The organism is Hamadaea flava (assembly GCF_024172085.1).
GTDB lineage: Bacteria > Actinomycetota > Actinomycetes > Mycobacteriales > Micromonosporaceae > Hamadaea > Hamadaea flava.
This window is the reverse complement of record NZ_JAMZDZ010000001.1, coordinates 6564446-6581598: the sequence shown is the minus strand read 5'-3', so window position 1 is coordinate 6581598 and position 17153 is coordinate 6564446. Positions and strand designations below refer to the sequence as shown.

The 17153-nt window shown below is 70.1% G+C and carries 16 protein-coding genes; 8 read left to right on the top strand and 8 right to left on the bottom strand.

The features are described 5' to 3' along the window. Positions 1 to 68: 68 nt before the first annotated feature. Genes HDA40_RS30895 through HDA40_RS30885 form a run of 3 tightly spaced genes read right to left on the bottom strand, consistent with a single transcriptional unit; the run spans position 69 to position 2127 of the window. Complete coding sequence (locus tag HDA40_RS30895) at positions 69 to 1097, bottom strand: S-adenosylmethionine:tRNA ribosyltransferase-isomerase (protein WP_253761327.1); 1029 nt, start codon at positions 1095 to 1097, stop codon at positions 69 to 71. Further along, positions 1094 to 1438 (bottom strand): VOC family protein, encoded by a 345-nt coding sequence (locus HDA40_RS30890; RefSeq protein ID WP_253761326.1) that lies wholly within the window; start codon positions 1436 to 1438, stop codon positions 1094 to 1096. The genes HDA40_RS30895 and HDA40_RS30890 overlap by 4 nt, the downstream gene beginning before the upstream one ends. Then, positions 1435 to 2127, bottom strand: coding sequence for an SDR family NAD(P)-dependent oxidoreductase (locus HDA40_RS30885; RefSeq protein WP_253761325.1), 693 nt, complete (start codon positions 2125 to 2127; stop codon positions 1435 to 1437). Before HDA40_RS30885 ends, HDA40_RS30890 begins: the two co-directional genes overlap by 4 nt. 109 nt (positions 2128 to 2236) lie before the next feature. Between HDA40_RS30885 and HDA40_RS30880 the strand changes: the two genes are divergently transcribed. After that, positions 2237 to 3358, top strand: a complete 1122-nt coding sequence (locus HDA40_RS30880; protein ID WP_253761324.1) for a GAF domain-containing sensor histidine kinase — start codon at positions 2237 to 2239, stop codon at positions 3356 to 3358. Further along, complete coding sequence (locus tag HDA40_RS30875; protein WP_253761323.1) at positions 3351 to 3974, top strand: response regulator; 624 nt, start codon at positions 3351 to 3353, stop codon at positions 3972 to 3974. The genes HDA40_RS30880 and HDA40_RS30875 overlap by 8 nt, the downstream gene beginning before the upstream one ends. Positions 3975 to 3985: 11 nt before the next feature. Here the strand turns inward: HDA40_RS30875 and HDA40_RS30870 are convergent, their stop codons facing one another. Beyond that, positions 3986 to 4981: a hypothetical protein gene (locus tag HDA40_RS30870; protein ID WP_253761322.1), complete on the bottom strand. Its 996-nt coding sequence runs from the start codon at positions 4979 to 4981 to the stop codon at positions 3986 to 3988. A gap of 139 nt (positions 4982 to 5120) precedes the next feature. Between HDA40_RS30870 and HDA40_RS30865 the strand changes: the two genes are divergently transcribed. Then, positions 5121 to 5780 (top strand): ribonuclease FAU-1 family protein, encoded by a 660-nt coding sequence (locus HDA40_RS30865; RefSeq protein WP_253761321.1) that lies wholly within the window; start codon positions 5121 to 5123, stop codon positions 5778 to 5780. 68 nt (positions 5781 to 5848) lie between these two features. Here the strand turns inward: HDA40_RS30865 and HDA40_RS30860 are convergent, their stop codons facing one another. Then, positions 5849 to 6304 carry a MarR family winged helix-turn-helix transcriptional regulator gene (locus HDA40_RS30860; protein WP_253761320.1) on the bottom strand — a complete coding sequence of 152 codons (456 nt, stop codon included), beginning with the start codon at positions 6302 to 6304 and terminating at the stop codon, positions 5849 to 5851. 70 nt (positions 6305 to 6374) lie between these two features. On the opposite strand from HDA40_RS30860, the gene HDA40_RS30855 reads away from it, so the two are divergent. Further along, on the top strand, positions 6375 to 7607 hold the full coding sequence (locus tag HDA40_RS30855) for an MFS transporter (protein ID WP_253761319.1): 1233 nt from the start codon (positions 6375 to 6377) through the stop codon (positions 7605 to 7607). Positions 7608 to 7610: 3 nt separating this feature from the next. On the opposite strand, the gene HDA40_RS30850 is transcribed toward HDA40_RS30855, so the two are convergent. Beyond that, positions 7611 to 8834 carry an MFS transporter gene (locus HDA40_RS30850; RefSeq protein WP_253761318.1) on the bottom strand — a complete coding sequence of 408 codons (1224 nt, stop codon included), beginning with the start codon at positions 8832 to 8834 and terminating at the stop codon, positions 7611 to 7613. Positions 8835 to 8916: 82 nt separating this feature from the next. Here HDA40_RS30850 and HDA40_RS30845 point away from each other — a divergent pair, with 82 nt between their 5' ends. Next, positions 8917 to 9789 carry a MerR family transcriptional regulator gene (locus tag HDA40_RS30845; protein WP_253761317.1) on the top strand — a complete coding sequence of 291 codons (873 nt, stop codon included), beginning with the start codon at positions 8917 to 8919 and terminating at the stop codon, positions 9787 to 9789. Beyond that, complete coding sequence (locus tag HDA40_RS30840; protein WP_253761316.1) at positions 9786 to 10730, top strand: transglutaminase domain-containing protein; 945 nt, start codon at positions 9786 to 9788, stop codon at positions 10728 to 10730. The genes HDA40_RS30845 and HDA40_RS30840 overlap by 4 nt, the downstream gene beginning before the upstream one ends. Positions 10731 to 10980: 250 nt before the next feature. On the opposite strand, the gene HDA40_RS30835 is transcribed toward HDA40_RS30840, so the two are convergent. Further along, positions 10981 to 12951: a beta-galactosidase gene (locus HDA40_RS30835; protein WP_253761315.1), complete on the bottom strand. Its 1971-nt coding sequence runs from the start codon at positions 12949 to 12951 to the stop codon at positions 10981 to 10983. Positions 12952 to 13091: 140 nt separating this feature from the next. Here HDA40_RS30835 and HDA40_RS30830 point away from each other — a divergent pair, with 140 nt between their 5' ends. Next, the gene (locus tag HDA40_RS30830) at positions 13092 to 13766 is read left to right on the top strand and encodes a FadR/GntR family transcriptional regulator (RefSeq protein WP_253761314.1); all 675 of its coding nucleotides are present in this window, start codon (positions 13092 to 13094) and stop codon (positions 13764 to 13766) included. 88 nt (positions 13767 to 13854) lie between these two features. On the opposite strand, the gene HDA40_RS30825 is transcribed toward HDA40_RS30830, so the two are convergent. Continuing rightward, complete coding sequence (locus HDA40_RS30825; protein WP_253761313.1) at positions 13855 to 15708, bottom strand: sialidase family protein; 1854 nt, start codon at positions 15706 to 15708, stop codon at positions 13855 to 13857. A 150-nt stretch (positions 15709 to 15858) separates the two neighbouring features. On the opposite strand from HDA40_RS30825, the gene HDA40_RS30820 reads away from it, so the two are divergent. Next, positions 15859 to 17046: a sialidase family protein gene (locus HDA40_RS30820; RefSeq protein WP_253761312.1), complete on the top strand. Its 1188-nt coding sequence runs from the start codon at positions 15859 to 15861 to the stop codon at positions 17044 to 17046. Positions 17047 to 17153 lie beyond the last annotated feature (107 nt).

The window sequence follows — 17153 nt, the reverse complement described above, 5'->3', positions numbered from 1 at the left end:
TGCACGGAACCGGTTGCACGGATGAGGAGGACGCCGCAGCCCGCGGCGTCCTCCTCATTGACCAAGGCTCAGGGGACGAGGAGATTCAGATCGCCGAACTCGTGCCAGAGATATCCGTGCTCGACGGCCTCGCGATAGCAGGTGGACAGCAGATCCTCGCCGGCGATGGCGGACAGCATCAGCAGGTGGGACGCCTTCGGCTCGTGGAACCCCGTGAGCAGGCCGTCGATGACGCGTACGCCTCGCTCCGGCGTGACCACGACGTCGGTCCACCCCGCCGCGGCCTGGACCGACCCGTCCGCTCGCGCGGCGGTCTCCAGCGCGCGGACCGCGGTCGTGCCCACGGCGATGACCCGCCCACCGGCGGCGCGAGCCTGGGTGACCAGGCGTGCGGTGGTCTCGGGCACCTCGAACCGCTCGGGGTAGGGCCGCTCGTGCGCCTCGGGCGAGGCGACGCCGGTGTGCAGGGTGATCGGCGCGATGACGACGCCGCGGCTGGCCAACCGCGTCACCAGCGCCTCGGTGAACGGCCGGCTCGCGCTCGGCATCTCCGCGCTGCCCTCGCGATCGTCCGGGGTGCTGATCGCGAAGACGCTGCGGTACGCCCACAGGGGCCAGTCGCGTTCCACATAGGAGTAGCGAATCGGGCGGCCATGGGCGCGCAGATAGCGCGGCACCGAGTCTACGGAGACCTCGGCGATCCACAGCCGGTCCGAGTACGCCTCGGCCAGCCTGACGACCACGCCGCCGGAAAGCGTGAGCCGCAGCCCGGAGTACGCGTCGAAGTACGGCTGCGTCGAGCCGCCGACCGGACGCCGCACTTCCACGACCCAGCGCCCGTCGGGCTGGCGGGTGGAGAAGTGCACGACGAATTCCTTGTCCACAGTGTCCACTGCCGAGGCCATCGTGGCCGAGGTGTTGACCACCAGCACGTCCCCGGCCCGCAACAGCGACGGCAGATCGGCGAACCGATGGTGGCTGACGCCGTCGGCCGAGCCGACCAGCAGGCGTACCTCGTCGCGCGCCAGGCCGCGAGCCTCGGGCGGCTCGTGCGCCTCCAATTCGGGGGCGAGGGTGAACTCCAGTGTCGCCGTCATGCTTCCGTCCAAACGAGTACGCGGTTGCCGTCGGGGTCGGCGAGCACGAACCCGTAGTGCCCGCGGGGGAAGGTCGCCGGGGTCGTCTCGGCCGCCGGTCCGGCCGCCAGGTGCACGGCGTCGACGCTGGGCCGATCCGGCAGTTCGAGGGCCACGCCCGGCGGCCGGGTCGGGCGCGTGGTCTGGACTATCTCCACCCGGCCGCCACCCGCGTCGTAGACCGCGCCCTGCTCCCCCGGTCGCTTCCAATGGTCGATGACGGGCAGGGCCAGCAACCGGCCGTAGTGATCCGCGCTGCGCTCGAAGTCGGCGACCTCGAAAGGAACCCACAAGGCGCTCACGCGTTCACCCCGGTCGGGATCCAGTCGGCCAGCTTGTGGCGGCCCGACGACGGACGCTGGGCCAGCAGCCCGAGCAGGCCGGGCGCGACCGACTCCGGCAGCGGCCGGTCGGAGATGTCCTCGCCGGGGAAGGCGTCCTGGTGCATCCGCGTACGCAGATCGCCTGGGTCGACCTGCCACACGGTGACGGCCGACTCCTCCACGCCGAGAACCTTGCCGAGGTGTTCCAGGGCGGCCTTCGAAGCGCCGTAGGCGCCCCATCCCTCGTACGCCTCGACGGCGGCGTCCGAGGTCACGTTGAGCACCACACCCCGCCCCGTACGCAGCAGCGGCAGAGCGGCCTGGGTCAGCGCCACCGGCGCGACGACGTTCACCTCGAACAGGTCCCGCAACGCCTGCCCGGCAACGGCTCCCACCGGCGGCAGCGGGCTCGGCCCGAGCGCTCCGGCGTTGTTGACGAGCAGATCGAGCCCGCCCAGTCGCTCGGCCTGAGCGATCAGGACGCTCCGGTGTTCGGCGTCGGTGACGTCGCCGGCGACGGCGACCACGTTCGGCAGCGCCTTCGTGGCGCCGACCAGATCGGCTTCGTGCCGGGCGTCGGCGATGACGCTCCAGCCGGCGGCCGACAGCGTACGGGTGAGGGCCAGGCCGAGTCCGCGGCTGGCTCCGGTGATGATCGCGGTAGGCATGTCTCGACGCTATGGACTGCTGGGCGCACGCGAATCGGTCCCGAGCCTCCGCCGTCCTAGGTCCTTGGACCTAGGACCCGACTCCGCCGGTCCCGGCTATGTTGAGGACGTGGACGAACGCAGCACCCTGGACGAGCTGAGCACCGCGGTGCTGGCGGTCAGCCGGCACCGGTCCGTACGCGAGGTGCTGCAGACGATCGTGAAGGCGGCGCGTTCGCTCCTCGACTGCGAGTACGCCGCGCTGGGCGTACCGGACGATCAGGGCGGTTTCGCCGAGTTCGTGGTCGACGGGGTGTCCGACGAGCAATGGGCCGCCATCGGCCCGCTCCCCCGCCAGCACGGCCTGCTCGCCGCGATGTTGCACGACATGCGGCCGCAACGGCTGCCCGACGTGCGCTCCGATCCCCGGTTCGGCTGGTGGCCGGCGGCGCATCCGGTGCTCAAGGACTTCCTCGGGGTGCCGATCACCGACGGCGAGGAGATCCTGGGCGCGTTGTTCCTGGCCAACCGGCGGAGCGGCGAGTTCACCGCCGAGGACGAGAGTCTGCTGGCGGTGCTGGCGGCCCACGCCGCGATCGCGCTGACCAACGCCCGGCTCTACGAGCAGGGCCGGGAGCTTACCCTGCTCGAGGAGCGCCAGCGGGTCGCCCGGGAACTCCACGACGCGGTGGCGCAGAAGCTGTTCAGTCTGCGTCTGACGACCGAGGCCGCCGCGGCGTACGTGCGCAAGGACCCGGCCCGCGCCGAGACCGAGTTGCAGGAGATCCGGCGGCTGGCGGCGCAGGCGACCGAAGAACTGGGCCAGATCGTCGCCGAGCTGCGGCCCCGTGAGCTGGCCGACACGGGTCTGGTCGAGACGCTGCGGCGGCGGGCGGCTCTCCTGGATCGGGTGCACGAGGCGCGGGTCGAGTTCGTCGCGGAGCTGACCGGCAAGCTCACCGCGGCCGTGGAGGAGGTCGTGCTGCGCGTCGCCGAGGAGGCGCTGCACAACGCGTTGCGGCACGCGTCCGCCTCGGTGGTCCAGGTGCGCCTGGCCGACGGTGGGCGCGGCGTGGTCTGCACGATCACCGACGACGGCACCGGCTTCGACACGAGCGTCCCGGCCGCCGCGAACGCCCGGCTCGGCCTGTCGTCCATGCGCGAGCGCGCGCGCCGCGTGGGCGGCACGCTCTCGGTCGCCTCGCGGCCCGGCGGCGGCACGACGGTCACCCTGGAGGTCCCCCGTGGCTGAGATCCGCGTCCTGCTCACGGACGATCACGCAGTGGTACGCCGTGGGCTGCGAGTCTTTCTGGAGACTCATGACGACATAACCGTCGTCGGCGAGGCGGGCGATGGCGCGGAGGGCGTCGCGCAGGCCTTGGCGACGCAGCCGGACGTGATCCTGCTCGATCTCAAGATGCCAGGCGTGGACGGCGTCGAGGCCATCAAACGGCTCCGCGACGCGGGCAGCGCGGCGAAGGTGCTCGTGGTCACCAGCTTCACCGACGCACCCTCGGTCCTGCCGGCGATCCGGGCGGGCGCGGCGGGCTGCGTCGCCAAGGATGTCGACCCGGCCGCGCTCGCGAACGCCATCCGCACCGTCCACGCTGGACACGTCGTGCTGCCGCCGGCCATCGCCGCCGCGCTGAGCACCGGGGTCTCCGGCGACCGGCTGGATCAGTTGACCGCCCGCGAACGGGAGGTCCTCCAGCAGTTGGCGCTCGGCCGGTCGAACCGGGAGATCGCCCGCGAACTGCACCTGGCCGAGAAGACGGTGAAGACGCACGTCTCGGCGATCCTCATGAAGCTGGAGGTCGACGACCGAACCCAAGCGGCCCTGTACGCCGTCCGCCACGGCCTCGCCTGACCGGCGCCGGGTCAGGCGGCGAGGGCGGGCTCTAAGCGGCGGTCGGCCGCGGCAGCCTCGGCCCGGCTGTGGTTGAGCAGGGCGTCTGCTTTGGCCAGCGGGATGCCGGTCGCGATGAGCAGGTTCAGCACCGCCGCGTCGGCGTCGGCCGCCACCGCCGCGCTCGCCAGGCCGAGGTGCTCGTCGCGCATCACGTCGATCCAGCGCGCGGCCGAGACGAGCTGCGGCTGCGCCACCCGGAGCGGGCCGTCCCGGCGGAGTTCGTCGCGCAGCAGACCGACACCATCGGCGAGGGACTCCAGCATCGGCGGCAACGCGACCGGCACCGGCTCGCCACCGTGCAGGACGCCCCACCAGGCGTGCCGAGCCATCACCCGGATGTTGCGGACGGCGTACCCGATCTCGCGGGCGGTCTCCGCGTACGCGTCGAGGTCCTGCCCGGTCGTCCAGAGCGTGATCGCCGACGAGCGCCGGGTCGCCAGGAGCACCTCGTTCAACCGGCGTAGGTCGTTCTCCGTGTCGACCAAGGCGTAGACGGCGCCCCGAGCCGATTCGGCGTCCCGCGTACGCAGCGCGCCCGCGATCGTCCGCACGTTCACGGTCAGAGTGTTGAGCAGCGGCTCCAACTGCGCGTTCACCTGTCGCGTCGCGTTGCGGGGCGTGGTGAGGAACGCGACGACCATCGCGACCGCGACGCCCACGACGAAGTCGAGCACGACCCGGTCGAACGATCGGTATCCCGCCGCGACGGCCGCGATGGCCAGGCCGAAGCCCATGCCGAAGAAGAAGACGGCGACGGAGCGCCGATGGCGGGCGCAGACGAATTCCAGCGTCGTGATCGCGAAGAGCGGCGCACCGACCGGTTTGTCGAAGCCCAGTAGCAGCGCGACGACGATCGCCAGCCCACCGGCGGCGAGGATCTGCAGGACGGCCGGCAGTTCCCGGCGAGCCACCCGGCTCAACCAGCGCCATCCGCCCTGGTGCGTCATGGTCTCCCGCGAATCCATCCGACAAGTCTGGCGATTCGATTACGCGTTGTACAGGGGCAACTACTAAATGTGTCTCAGTCCGCAATGGCTTCTGACCTGGGAAAACGGACACCAGGCGCGGCAGCTCGCATCCGGCGAGATCGACTAGGCTGGACGAGTGTTCGCGCCGGGTCAGCTCCTCCTCCACCGCGGCTTCGTCGGCGAGCGCCTGGTGTTCCTCAAACTGGCCCGGGTCGTCCAGCACGACGAGCGCGGCCTCCTGCTCTGGATCGCCCACGGCACGCCCATCCTGATCAGCCTCTCCGAGGCCGGCGAGGGAATCCGGGACATGCCTTACGCGGAGTGGATCACCCGGCGCGAAGAGCTGCGGCAGATGGTCCGCTACGGGCCGGACATGCTGATGTTCATCCCGCCGCAGACCGCCGGGGCCGCCTCGGCCCATTCGGTCTGGTTCTTCTGGGACGGGCGCCACAACTTCGGCGGCTGGTACGGCAACCTCGAGGAACCCTCGGTCCTGTGGTCCGACGGCCAGCTCGCCGGCGTGGACACCACCGACCAGGATCTCGACATCTGGGTGTGGCCCGATCGCACCTGGGCGTGGAAGGACGAGGACGAGTTCTCCGAGCGCCTCGCCTTCCCCGAGCACTACTGGGTGCCCGATCCCGACGCCGTCCGGGCCGAGGGCGTACGCCTGACGAAGGTCATCGAGGCGGCTGAGTTCCCGTTCGACGGGACGTGGACGGACTACCGGCCCGACCCGGACTGGACCTGGCCGTTGTCCGTCCCCGACGGCTACGACCGCCCCCGCGCGCGATAACGCGAGAAAGCCACCCCGCCCGATAACGCGCGACGAAAGCCGCCTGGACCCGGTAGCGCTGGAGGAGATCAGGTTCGGGCGCGGATCACCGCGTCCATGTCGTGATTGAGCCGGGCCAGCAACCGGCTGAGCGCCGTCCGGTCGGCGTCGTCCCAGTTCGCGAGGATCTGTTCGTAGAGCGCGACCCGGGCTTGGCGTACTGATTCGACCCGGGCCAGCCCGGCCGGGGTGGGGCTCACCAGGATCACGCGGCCGTCCTGCGGTCCCTTGCTCCGCTCCACGAGCCCGTCCCGCTCCAGCGCGCTGACCTGCCGCGTCACTGTCGAGCCGTCCAGCCCGAGCGCTTCGGCGAGGGCATTGATCTGGGCCGGCCCGTGTTCGGCCAGCCGCCGCAACAACAGGTACGCCGCCCGATCGAGTGCCCGGTGCGGGGCTTGTTCGCCTGCTCGCCGGGTCGCCTCGGCGCGTCGCATGAGCAACGCCACTTCCATCTCGATCGTCTCGAGTTCCCGCTGGTCCGACATAGCTGTATGATACAGGTTAGTTAGCTGTACGATACAGATATTTTTCGACAGATCCTTCGGAGGCCCGCCGATGTCTCGCGGCAACGAACCCAATCGTGGCGCGATCTACGCCACCGCCATCGCGGCGTACCTGGCGATCGCCGGGATCGCCGTGGTCGACCCGATCCTGCCCGCCATCGGCGAGGCCATCGGAGTGTCGCCCTGGCAGGTGGAACTGCTGTTCACGGCGTACATCGCGGTCATGGGGCTGGGCATGATCCCGGCCGTGCTGGCGACCGGGAAGTTCGGCTTCAAGAAGATCCTCATCACCGGGGTCACCACCGTGGGCGTCGCCGCGATCCTGGCCGCGTTCAGCCAGAACATCGGCCAGCTCGCCACCCTGCGCGGGGTTTGGGGACTGGGCAACGCGATGTTCTTCGCGACCGCGATGGTCATCATGATCGCCCTGGCCAAGTCCCGCGAATGGGTCGTCGGGCTCTTCGAGACCGCGCTCGGCCTCGGCTTCGCCACCGGCCCGCTGATCGGCGGCCTGCTCGGCGAGGTCTCCTGGCGACTGCCGTTCTTCGCCTGCGGCGTCTTCATGCTGATCGCGCTCGGAGTGGCCGCCACCCGGCTCCGCGAACCAGCCCCGCAGCCCCCCGTGAAGCTGGTCGAAATCGGCCGCACCTTCAAGCGCAAGGCGTTCATCGCGCTGTGCGCGATCACCGGCACCTACAACTTCGCGTTCTTCATCGTCCTCGGGTACGCCCCACTGGCGCTGCACCTCGACGTCGTCCCGCTGGGGCTGGCCTTCACCGGCTGGGGTCTCGGCCTCGCCCTGGGCATCCTCGGCATCGGGCACCGGCTGGCCCACCGGATCGGCGCGGTGCAGACGGTCGGCATCGCGCTGACCGGATTGCTGCTGTGCCTGGTCGGTTTCGCGGTGTCGACGACCACCCCGGAGAAGCTGGTCATCCTGGTGCTCTCCGGTCTGTGCATGGGTGTCGCCAACGCTCTGCTCACCGACCTCGCCCTCGGCCTCGGCTCGGCCGACCGCCGGGTCGCCACCGGCGCGTTCAACCTGGTCCGGTGGGGTGCGGCCGCCCCGGCTCCGGTCGTGGCCGGGCTGCTGGTCGAGCACTCCACGCCGGCGTCCCCGTTCTGGGTCGGCGCGGCGGTGCTGGCCGTGGGCGTAGTGGCCTTCCTGCTCTTCGGCAAGCTGATGGCGCACGGCATCGGCGAGCGCGTCTTCTGGGCGCGGCTCAACGCAGGCGCGCGTACCGCCGAGAACACCCCCGAAGAGGCGATCGGCGAGGCGTACTGAGCTTCACCCGTCCCCACGCGGGGGCCGGCGGACGACCACGGCGACGGCGACACCGAGCACCACGGTGAGCACGCCGGACAGCAACAGCGTCCGCTGGCCCCCGATCTCGCTCACGACCGGTCCGCCGAGCAGCGTTCCGGCGGCGACCGACGGAATGGTCAACGCCGTCCGCGCCGCCAGTACGCCGCTCAGCAGCTCCGGCGGCGAAGTGCGCTGGAACAACGCGGTGCAGATGGCGTTGAACGGCCCGTAGATCACCCCGCCCACGGCGAACCCGACGAGGCCGGGCCAGATGCCGGCGGCGAGGCCGATCGGCAGCAGCGCCAAGCCCCAGCCGATGACGACGCCGACCACGACCGTCCACAGTGACCATCGCTGGAGGAGGCCGGCCGACAGGCCGCCGACGACCGCGCCCACGCTGAACACGGCCCAGTACGCGCCCAGCACCCCGGGCGACGCGTCCAGCTCCCGGGCCACGAACACGGGCAGGGCGACCTCGACCGGACCGTAGAGGAAGTAGAGGACGCAGGTCACCGCGACCAGTCCGAGCAACTGCGGCCGCCGCAGCAGTTCGCCCCACGCGATGCCGCCACCACCCGAGCGCACCGCCGTCGACCGGCCGGCTTGGGGCAGCGCCGTCAGGGCGAGCACGAGGAACGAACCGGCGTCGGCGAGGATGACCCAGGCCGGCCCGGTGGCGGCGGTGAGGAAGCCGGCCAGCGCCGGTCCGGCGACGAGCGCGGCCTGGGTGAACGTCGAGATCAGAGCGTTGCCGGCGATCTGCTCCTCAGCCGGCAGCACCTCTGCCACCAACGTATACGCCCCGGCGTTGCCCCAGGCGTGCAACAGCGACGAGACGGCGAGCAGACCGACGAAGCCCAGCGCGCTCAACGCTCCGGCCAACGCCAGCGCCGCGATCGTGCCCAGCACTACGGCGCGGACCGCGGCGTCCACCGCCACCAGTGCCGCTCCGTTCATTCGGCGTACAAGTCGGCTGAAGACGACGGCGCCGACCGACGCGGGCAGCGAGTAGGCCGCGACCGCGAGACCGGTCCAGACGCCCGCCTGGGCGGGCGGCGCAAGCTGGAGGGCGAGCCACGCGACCGCCACCATGCTCATCCCGTCGCCGAGGGCGGACACCGCCAGGCCGGGCAGCACGCGGCGCAGGCTGCGGCGGGCCAGAACGCGGCGGTAGACGCTGGTCGGGGCTTCGGCGAGGGTCGTCACCGCCCGATCATGGACCCTCGACCGAAGTTGAGGTCAACTCGGGGCTTCACCCTGCCCCAAGGGCCGGGTGCAGACTTGGCGCATGCACCGCGACACCCGCCGTGCGGCCCTCACGATCAGCGAGTTCGGGCGCCGCACCGGCCTCTCCCACAAGGCGCTGCGCCTGTACGACCTGTCCGGCCTGTTGCCGCCGGCCGAGGTCGACCCGGCCAACGGCTATCGGCTGTACGCGCCGGAGCAGCTCGACCGGGCGAAGCTGATCTCGCTGCTCCGACGGCTCGACATGCCGTTGGCGACCGTCGCCGAGGTGCTCGACGGCGTCGCCGAGGGCGCCCGTGACGGACTCGAACGCCGGGTGCTGCGCTGGTGGAACAGCCAAGAGGACCAGCACCGCGTACGCCGGGAGCTGGTCGAGTATCTGCGGTCGGAGTGGTTGAGCACCGATCCGCAACGACCCGAGTACTGGGTGGCGACGCGGTCGGTCCCGGAGACGAAGGTCGCCGCGATTCGGCGCGAGGTCGATCAGGCGGCCCTCGTCGACACCATGTGTGCCGCCGCCGCCGAGATCCGCGGGCACCTGACGGCGAGCGGCACCGAGACCGAGCAGCTCGGCTTCGGCCGGGAGGAGTGGTGGATCTACCACGGCACGGTGTCCCCGGATAGCGAGGCGCCGGTCGAGGTGTGCATCCCGTTCACCGGGCCGGCCGAGCCGACGGCGAACATCACCATTCGCGTCGAGCCCGCCCAGATTCAGGCGTACGCCACCGTCACGAAGCGCGAATGCCTGTATCCCCGGATTCTGCACGCCTACGACGCTGTCACGCGGTTCGTCCGCGACACCGAGCTGAGCCCGTTCGGGCCACCCCGCGAGGTCTACTTCACCTGCCTGGACTCCGTCGGCGACGACGACCCGTTCGCGTACGTCGCCCAGCCCATCGAGAGGATCCGCCCATGAACGAGTACGCGCGCCATTCGGCGTACACCGATCCCGGCCCCTTCGGCGCGCTGCTCGACGCGCTGCCGTCGGACATCCCGGGGCTCACCGCCGCCGTCCGGAACACCGTCATCCACTATCGACACTCCGGTGAGACGCTGCCCGACGAGCACTTCCTGGAGATCAACAATCGCTGGGTCGAACGGATTCTGGCGACCGACCAGGAGCGTCACCCGTACGCCCTCGCCGAGCCGCGCGAGGTCACCGATCGGGTGCTCGGCTGCTGCCGCGACTACACCCTGCTCACCGTGGCGGGCCTGCGGCAGCACGGCATCCCGGCGCGCAGCCGGATCGGGTTCGCGAACTACTTCCGCGAGAACTACCACCATGACCACGTCGTCGTGGAGTACTGGAACGGCGACCGCTGGGTCTGGGCCGACAGCCAGCTCGACCCCGGGCCGACCTGGCCCTTCGACGTTCAGGACATGCCGCGACCCGCCACGGGCGCCCCGTTCGTCACGGCGGCCGAGGTCTGGACGGCGTTCCGGAAGGGCGAGGCCGACCCGTGGAACTACGGGATCGGGCCCGATCAGCCGGTCGGCGGTCCCTGGTTCATCTTCGACTACGTGCTTATCGAACTGGCCCACCGGCAGCGTGAGGAGATCCTGCTGTGGGACGCGTTCGGCGCGATGAGTGGGGACTTCGCGGACGAGATGTCCACTGAGGATCCGCGAGTGGCGCTGGCCGACGAGATCGCCGCACTCTTGATCGCCGCGGACGCCGGCTCGGAAGCGGCTGAAAGCGAGCTTTCCGAACGCTTTGCGGCCGATGATCGCCTGAATCCCCGGGGCCAGGTCATCTGCCATACGCCCGACGAACGTGGGATGTTCGCCGTTGATCTCACAACGCGAGAATTGGAAACGGTATCTGCGTTCCCAGGCGTGGCGCAGAGCGCGGCATAGGTGTAACGTCTCCGGCGTAGCTCGCCCGCATGGCTTCCCCCGTGGCCACGCGGGCGAGCCCTTTTCTGGCTTCTTTTTCCTCACCCGACCAGGGTTCTTTCCTCACCAGATCAGGGTTCCGGGTCGAATCATGGTGCAAGATTCGACCCGGAACCGTGATCCAACGCGATAAGCGAACCGCGATCCAGCGCGATAAGCGAACCGTGATCCAGCGCGATAAGCGAACCGTGATCCAGCGCGATAAGCGATCTCAGTGCCGGAGCACCGCGACGCCGTGAGCCGTCAGCGAGACCGACGTCACCGAGGCGTCCGAGCCGAGCAGGTCGACCGCCGGTGCTGGCAACGTCACGGTCACGTCCGACGCGGAATGGTTGAGGAGGAACAGGTAATCGGCCTCCGCACCGTGCCGGACGATCGCCTGCACGTCGTCAGGCAGCCCCGGCAGGACCGGTTCGACCCCGGCTTCGGCGCGTACCCGGTCGAGCAGGGTCCGCATCAGCGCCGGGTTCGGCCGCGTCCCGAGGTACCAGGCGACGCCGTCGCCGTACTGGTGCCGCGTGATCGCCGGCCGACCGGCCAGCTCACCCTCGGTGAACGTCGCGACGGTCTCGGCGCCCTCGGTCTCGATCCACTCCGACCAGATCGTGCCGCTGCCGCCGTCCACGCCGATCGAGCCGCCGACCGGCAACGGCCAGAACTCGTCGATCTTCAGGCCCAGCACCTCACGCAGCGGCGCGGGATATCCGCCCAGGTAGGCGCGCTCCTGCTCGTCCACGATCCCCGTGAAGAACGAGACCACGAGGGTCCCGCCGGCCGCGACATAGCGGGTCAGCGCCGCGGCCGTCACCTGACTCAGGAGATACAGATTCGGGACGACGACCAGCTTGTACGCCGAAAGATCCGTCGCCGGATGCACGACGTCGACGGTCACGTGCGCGTCGAAGAGGGGGTCGAAATGCGCCCGATGTGCCGGGAGCAACTCGACGACGCCGGGATGGGCGTCTCCTTCGACCGCGCGCCAGTTGTCCCAGTCGTGGAGGATCGCGGCCTCCGCGCGTACCCGTGAGTCCGCGATCTCGGACGCCGCGGCGAGTTCCCGGCCCAGGGCCTGGACCTCCCGGTGAGTCCGGGTGTCCGCCCCACCGTGCGGGACCATCGCCGAGTGGAATTTCTCGGCGCCGCCGACGGCCTGGCGCCACTGGAAGAAGAGCACCGCGTCCGCGCCCTGGGCGATGGCCTGCCAGCTCCACAGCCGCATGACGCCGGGGGCCTTGGGTGCGTTGCGGGGCCGCCAGTTGACCGCGCTCGGAGCCTGCTCCATGAGCAGCCACGGCTGCCCGCCCTTGACCGAGCGGATGAGGTCGTAGCCGAACGCGGCCTCGACGTGCGACCGCCGGTCGTAGGGGTCGGGGTAGCTGTCGAGGCTGACGACGTCCTGCTCGGCGGCCCACTTGTAGGAGTCGATCGGCTTGTGCACCAGGCCGATGAAGTTCGTGGTGACCGGCACGTCCGGCGTGTGCGCCCGGATGATGTCGCGTTCGACCAGGTAGCACTGGAGGATCGCGTCGTCGCTGAACCTAGCGAAGTCCAGCTTGTGCGCCGGGTTGCCGAAGGTCGGCATCGCCCGCGGCGGGAAGATCTCGGCCCAGTCGGAGTAGCGCTGCGACCAGAACGTAGTCGACCAGTTCTCGTTGAGCGCGTCGATGTCGCCGTACCGGTCACGCAGCCAGCGCCGGAAGTCCTCGGCCGAGACGTCGCAGAAGCACTGCCGGGTGTGGCAGCCGTACTCGTTGCCGATGTGCCAGATCTTGAGCGCCGGATGGTCGCCGTACCGCTGGGCGAGCTGCTCGACCAGGCGGCCGGCGTACTCGCGATAGATCGGGCTGGACGGGCAGTAGTGCTGCCGGGAGCCCGGCCAGAGCCGGGTGCCGTCGGCGCGCTCGGGAAGGATCTCCGGGTGCTTCACCGACAGCCACGGCGGCGGCGAAGCCGTCATGGTGGCCAGGCTCGCCCCGACCCCGTACTGGGCCAGGTTGTCCATGACCTGGTCGAACCACCCGAAGTCGTACGCGCCAGGGGCGGGTTCGACGGTGGCCCAGGAGAAGATGCCGACGGAGACGAGGGAGACCCCGGCCTCGGTCATCAGCTTCATGTCCTCGGTCCAGACCTCTGGCGACCATTGCTCGGGGTTGTAGTCGCCGCCGTAATGGATTCGGTTCATGATTCCTCAACGAAGTAGCGGTCGTAGGACATGGGATGTCCTGCCTCACGTGTCGAAACTAGGTAAACCACGGCCCGCCGTCAAGCGCGTACGCGGTGTAAATTGCTGTACCGACAAGGTGGGATGTCGGGAGGATTCAGATGGCCAGGCGCAGCGGGGAAACCGTTCAGGACCGGATCGTGGCGTTGATCCACGACCGCGGCCTCGTGCCGGGCGAGGCGATGCCGACCGAACCGCAGCTCATGGACCTGCTCGGGGCCAGCCGCAACAGCGTACGCGAAGCGGTCCGGGCCCTTCAGGCGCTCGGGATCGTCGAGATCCGGCACGGCTTCGGCACGTTCGTCGGCAAGGCCTCCCTCGACGTCCTGAGCCCGTCGCTGGAGTTCCGGATCCGATCCGGCTCCCAGGGCGCGGTCAAGGCGCTGCACGATCTCGTCGAGATCCGCGAGATCCTGGAGACCGGCCTGATCGCCCGGGTCGCCGGCTCCACCAACGCGTCCCGGCTGTCCGCATTGGACGCCCTGGTCACCGCGATGCAGACCGACCTGGAGGCCGACCGGGCCTTCCACGCCCTGCTCTACGAGAGCAGCGGCAACGAACTGGTGCTCCAGCTCATCGACCTGTTCTGGCAGGTCTACCACCAGGTCGAGCCGATCCTCGGCGCGCCCGACTCGGTGATGGAGGACATCGTCGCCAACCACCGCCGCATCGTCGACGCGCTGCGCGCCCAGGACCCGGTCGCCGCGTCCGACGCGATGCGCCAGCACTTCCGGGGAGTGAAGGCGCGCATCGCCCGCGCCGAATCCACCCCCTAACCCCTTTGGGGTGCAGATCAGGGATATGCAGCCTTCCGAGGCGCTCGGAAGCACGCATATCCCTGATCTGCTGCTCATTCAGGGGTTGTCAGGCGGAAGTGACGCAGTCGAGGGTCAGGCGCAGTCCCAGTCGGCCGCCGATCGGCAGGTTGCGCGTACGGATGAGGTCGAGTTCCGTGGCCGACAGGGCGCGCTGGTAGACGCGTACCTCGTCGAGGGTGCCGCGGAACCGGTCGGCCCCGTCGACCCGCTGTCCGACGTGGAGGCCGACGACGCCGAACTCCTTGCCGTCGGTCACCGAGCCGGGCGGCACGGCGGCCGAGGCGACCGTCGTCCCGTCGATCCCCAGCACGAACCGGCCGTTCACCCGCTGGAGCACGACGTGGTGCCAGGCCCCGTCGTTGTATGCCCCGACCGACTGCACGGTGACGTTGAAGCGGTCGACCATGATGAGCGCCCGGATCCGGTTGGAGCCCGGTTCGGCCCGCAGCCAGATCTGCGGAGTCGTGCCGCTCCCCGTCCGGTACGCCCACAGCAGCGAGTGGTTGCCGGCGGTGTCGCTGTACCGGAACCAGGTCATCAGCGTGAAGTCGTCCCCGCCGAGGTCGATCGACTCGTCGAACGGAACCTCGATCCGGTCGTCCACGCCGTCCAGGGCGAGCCCGCCGCCGAAGCGGCCGTCAGCCACCGTCGCCGCGCCGCCACGGACGTAGGCGACGTTCGCCGAGTGCGACGCGTCCGGCGTCGTCGGGCCGGGAGCCGGCGGCCCGGGAATCCCCGGCGGTGTCCCGTTCGGCGTCGCCAGGTACGCGTCGTTGAACCGAGCCCACCGGATGGATTCGTAGGGGGTCCCGGCTCCGGCCTCATAAGCGAGACCGGTCAGGTCGCCGGCCAGCGCGACCAGGTCCGAGTACGCCGACGGCCCCCACCAGAAGACCTTGCCTTCCTGCCAGGGCTGATAGGTACGCCCGCCGTCGTCCGAGGCGCGTACCGACATGACCTCGCGAGCGACCGGATGGGCCGGCGCGGACAGCAGCAGACGATCGCCGGAGAGCAGGACCGAGCCCTGCACGTCGGGCATCGACAGCCCGATCGTCGAGAAGGGGCGGTCGAAGGTCTCGCCCCCGTCACTGCTGTACGCCACCGCGCGGTGGCCGGGGTCGGTGCCGCGTTCCCGGGCGAGCGCGTAGATCCGGCCGTCCGGCAGTTCGGCGACGGTCACCTCCTGGGCGATGATCGTGCCGTCGGTGAACGCGCTGGTCGCCCCGATGTGCCAGGTCACGCCGCTGTCGTCGCTGTAGAGCAGGTGCGTGCCGTAGAGGTGGTCGCCGACCCCGTCGTAGCTCTCGTGGTTGGCGCCGACGATCAGCCGTCCCGCGTGCGGGCCGTGGGTCAGCTGGATGCCGTGCATCGGGCCGGTGGCGTACCAGAAGTTCCATTCCGGCTTCGTGCCCTCGGTCATCTCCCGGGCGCCCGACCAGGTGGCCCCGTTGTCGTCGCTGACCTGCACGAAGGGCAGGCGCAGGCAACCGTTCGCGCAGGGGGCCGGTCCGTTGTGCGTACTCACGAGCACGACGCGGCCCGTGTTCTGGTCCACGATCGGGACCGGGTTGCCGTGGGTGCTGCCGTTGCCCTCGGACACCACCTGCAGCGGACCCCAGGTCTGCCCGTTGTCGGTGGACCGCCGCAACACGATGTCGATGTCCTCGTCGTCGCCGCAGTCCTTGACGCGACCCTCGGCGAACGCGAGGACGTCACCGTTGGCCGCCCGGACCAGGGCGGGAATGCGGAAGCAGAAGTAGCCCATGCTCTTCTGCGGATAGACGACCTGCTCGTCGAAGAAGGGTGTGCTCTGATCCTGGGCGCCGGCCGGAGCCGCTAACCCGGTGGCCAGGAGCACCAGCGCGCCGACCAGGGCGGCCGCGCGGCGTGCGTACCTCATCTCGTGCCTTTCGGGAGACGGAGTGGATTGCCGGACATCCTATGTCCGACGTGGGATGTCCACCAGAGTTGGTCTTGACCGTTCCGAAATCCAGGCTTAACGTGCCTGGAACGTGGGACATCCCATGTCCCGTTCGGAGGGAGTCCACCCTTGCGTCTCTGGAAACTCACCGGGGCCGGCCTGCTCGCCGCCGGTGCCCTGACTGCGAGCGTCATGCCAGCCACCGCTTCTGAACAGGCGAAATGCGTCACCTCGACGCCGTACACGGCGAACACCGAGGGCTACAGCGCGTTCCGCATCCCAGCCGTGATCACCGCCGCCAACGGCGACGTCCTCGCGTTCGCCGAGGGCCGCGTCGGCGGCCTGGGCGACGCGGGCAACATCGACACCGTCCTCAAGCGCTCCACCGACGGCGGCTGCACGTGGGGGCCGCTCCAGGTGGTGCACGACAACGCGAGCAACACCGCGGGCAACCCGGCCCCCGTCGTCACCACCGGCGGGCGGATCGTCCTGCTCACGACCTTCAACGCGGGCACCGCGACCGAGGCCATGATCCTGCGGGGCGAGGTCACCGCGGAGCAGTCCCGGCGCGTCTTCGTCCAGCACAGTGACGACGACGGGGCCACCTGGTCCGCGCCCACCGACATCACCGCGCAGACCAAGCTCACCAACTGGCGCTGGTACGCGACGGCGCCCGGCCACGCCACCCGGCTGACCGTCGGGGCGCACAAGGGTCGCCTGGTCGTCCCGGCGAACCACTCGATCGCTCCCCCGGCGGGGTCCGCCGACACCGGAGCCGAGGCGAAGTACTACGGCGGGCACTCGCTGTACAGCGACGACGACGGCGCGACCTGGCAGATCGGGTACGTCGACGACAACCCGGACAACTACGTCAACGTGAACGAGACCACCGCGACGCAGTTGCCGGACGGCCGGGTCTACTTCAACACCCGTGACCACAACGGCACCGCCCCCGGTACGCGTGCCGACGCGTACAGCACGGACGGCGGCGCGACACTGGTGAAGCCGTTCCACCCGCAGGGCACCATCGCCGGACCCGTCGTCGAGGGCACGGTGCTGCAACTTCGCGGCCCGAACGCGCCTTTGCTGTACGCCGGCCCGGCCGACCCGGCCGCTCGTGCGGTGCTGACGATCCGGATCAGCCACGACTCCGGCATCACCTTCACGCCGGCGCTGGCGCTGTCGGGCCTGCCGGCGGCGTACTCGGATCTGGTTCAGGTCGACGCCAACACCGTCGGCGTCCTGTACGAGACCGGTGACTTCGGCGCGAACGAGCGCATCGAGTTCCACCGCGTCCCGGTCCAGTCCCTTCGCTGACCCATCACCCATCCGCATCACCTGAAAGCGCTGGATCAGGGATCTCGGTCGAATCTTTCCGCAAGATTTCGACCCGGATCCCTGATCCAGCGCTTTTCGTAGCAGCG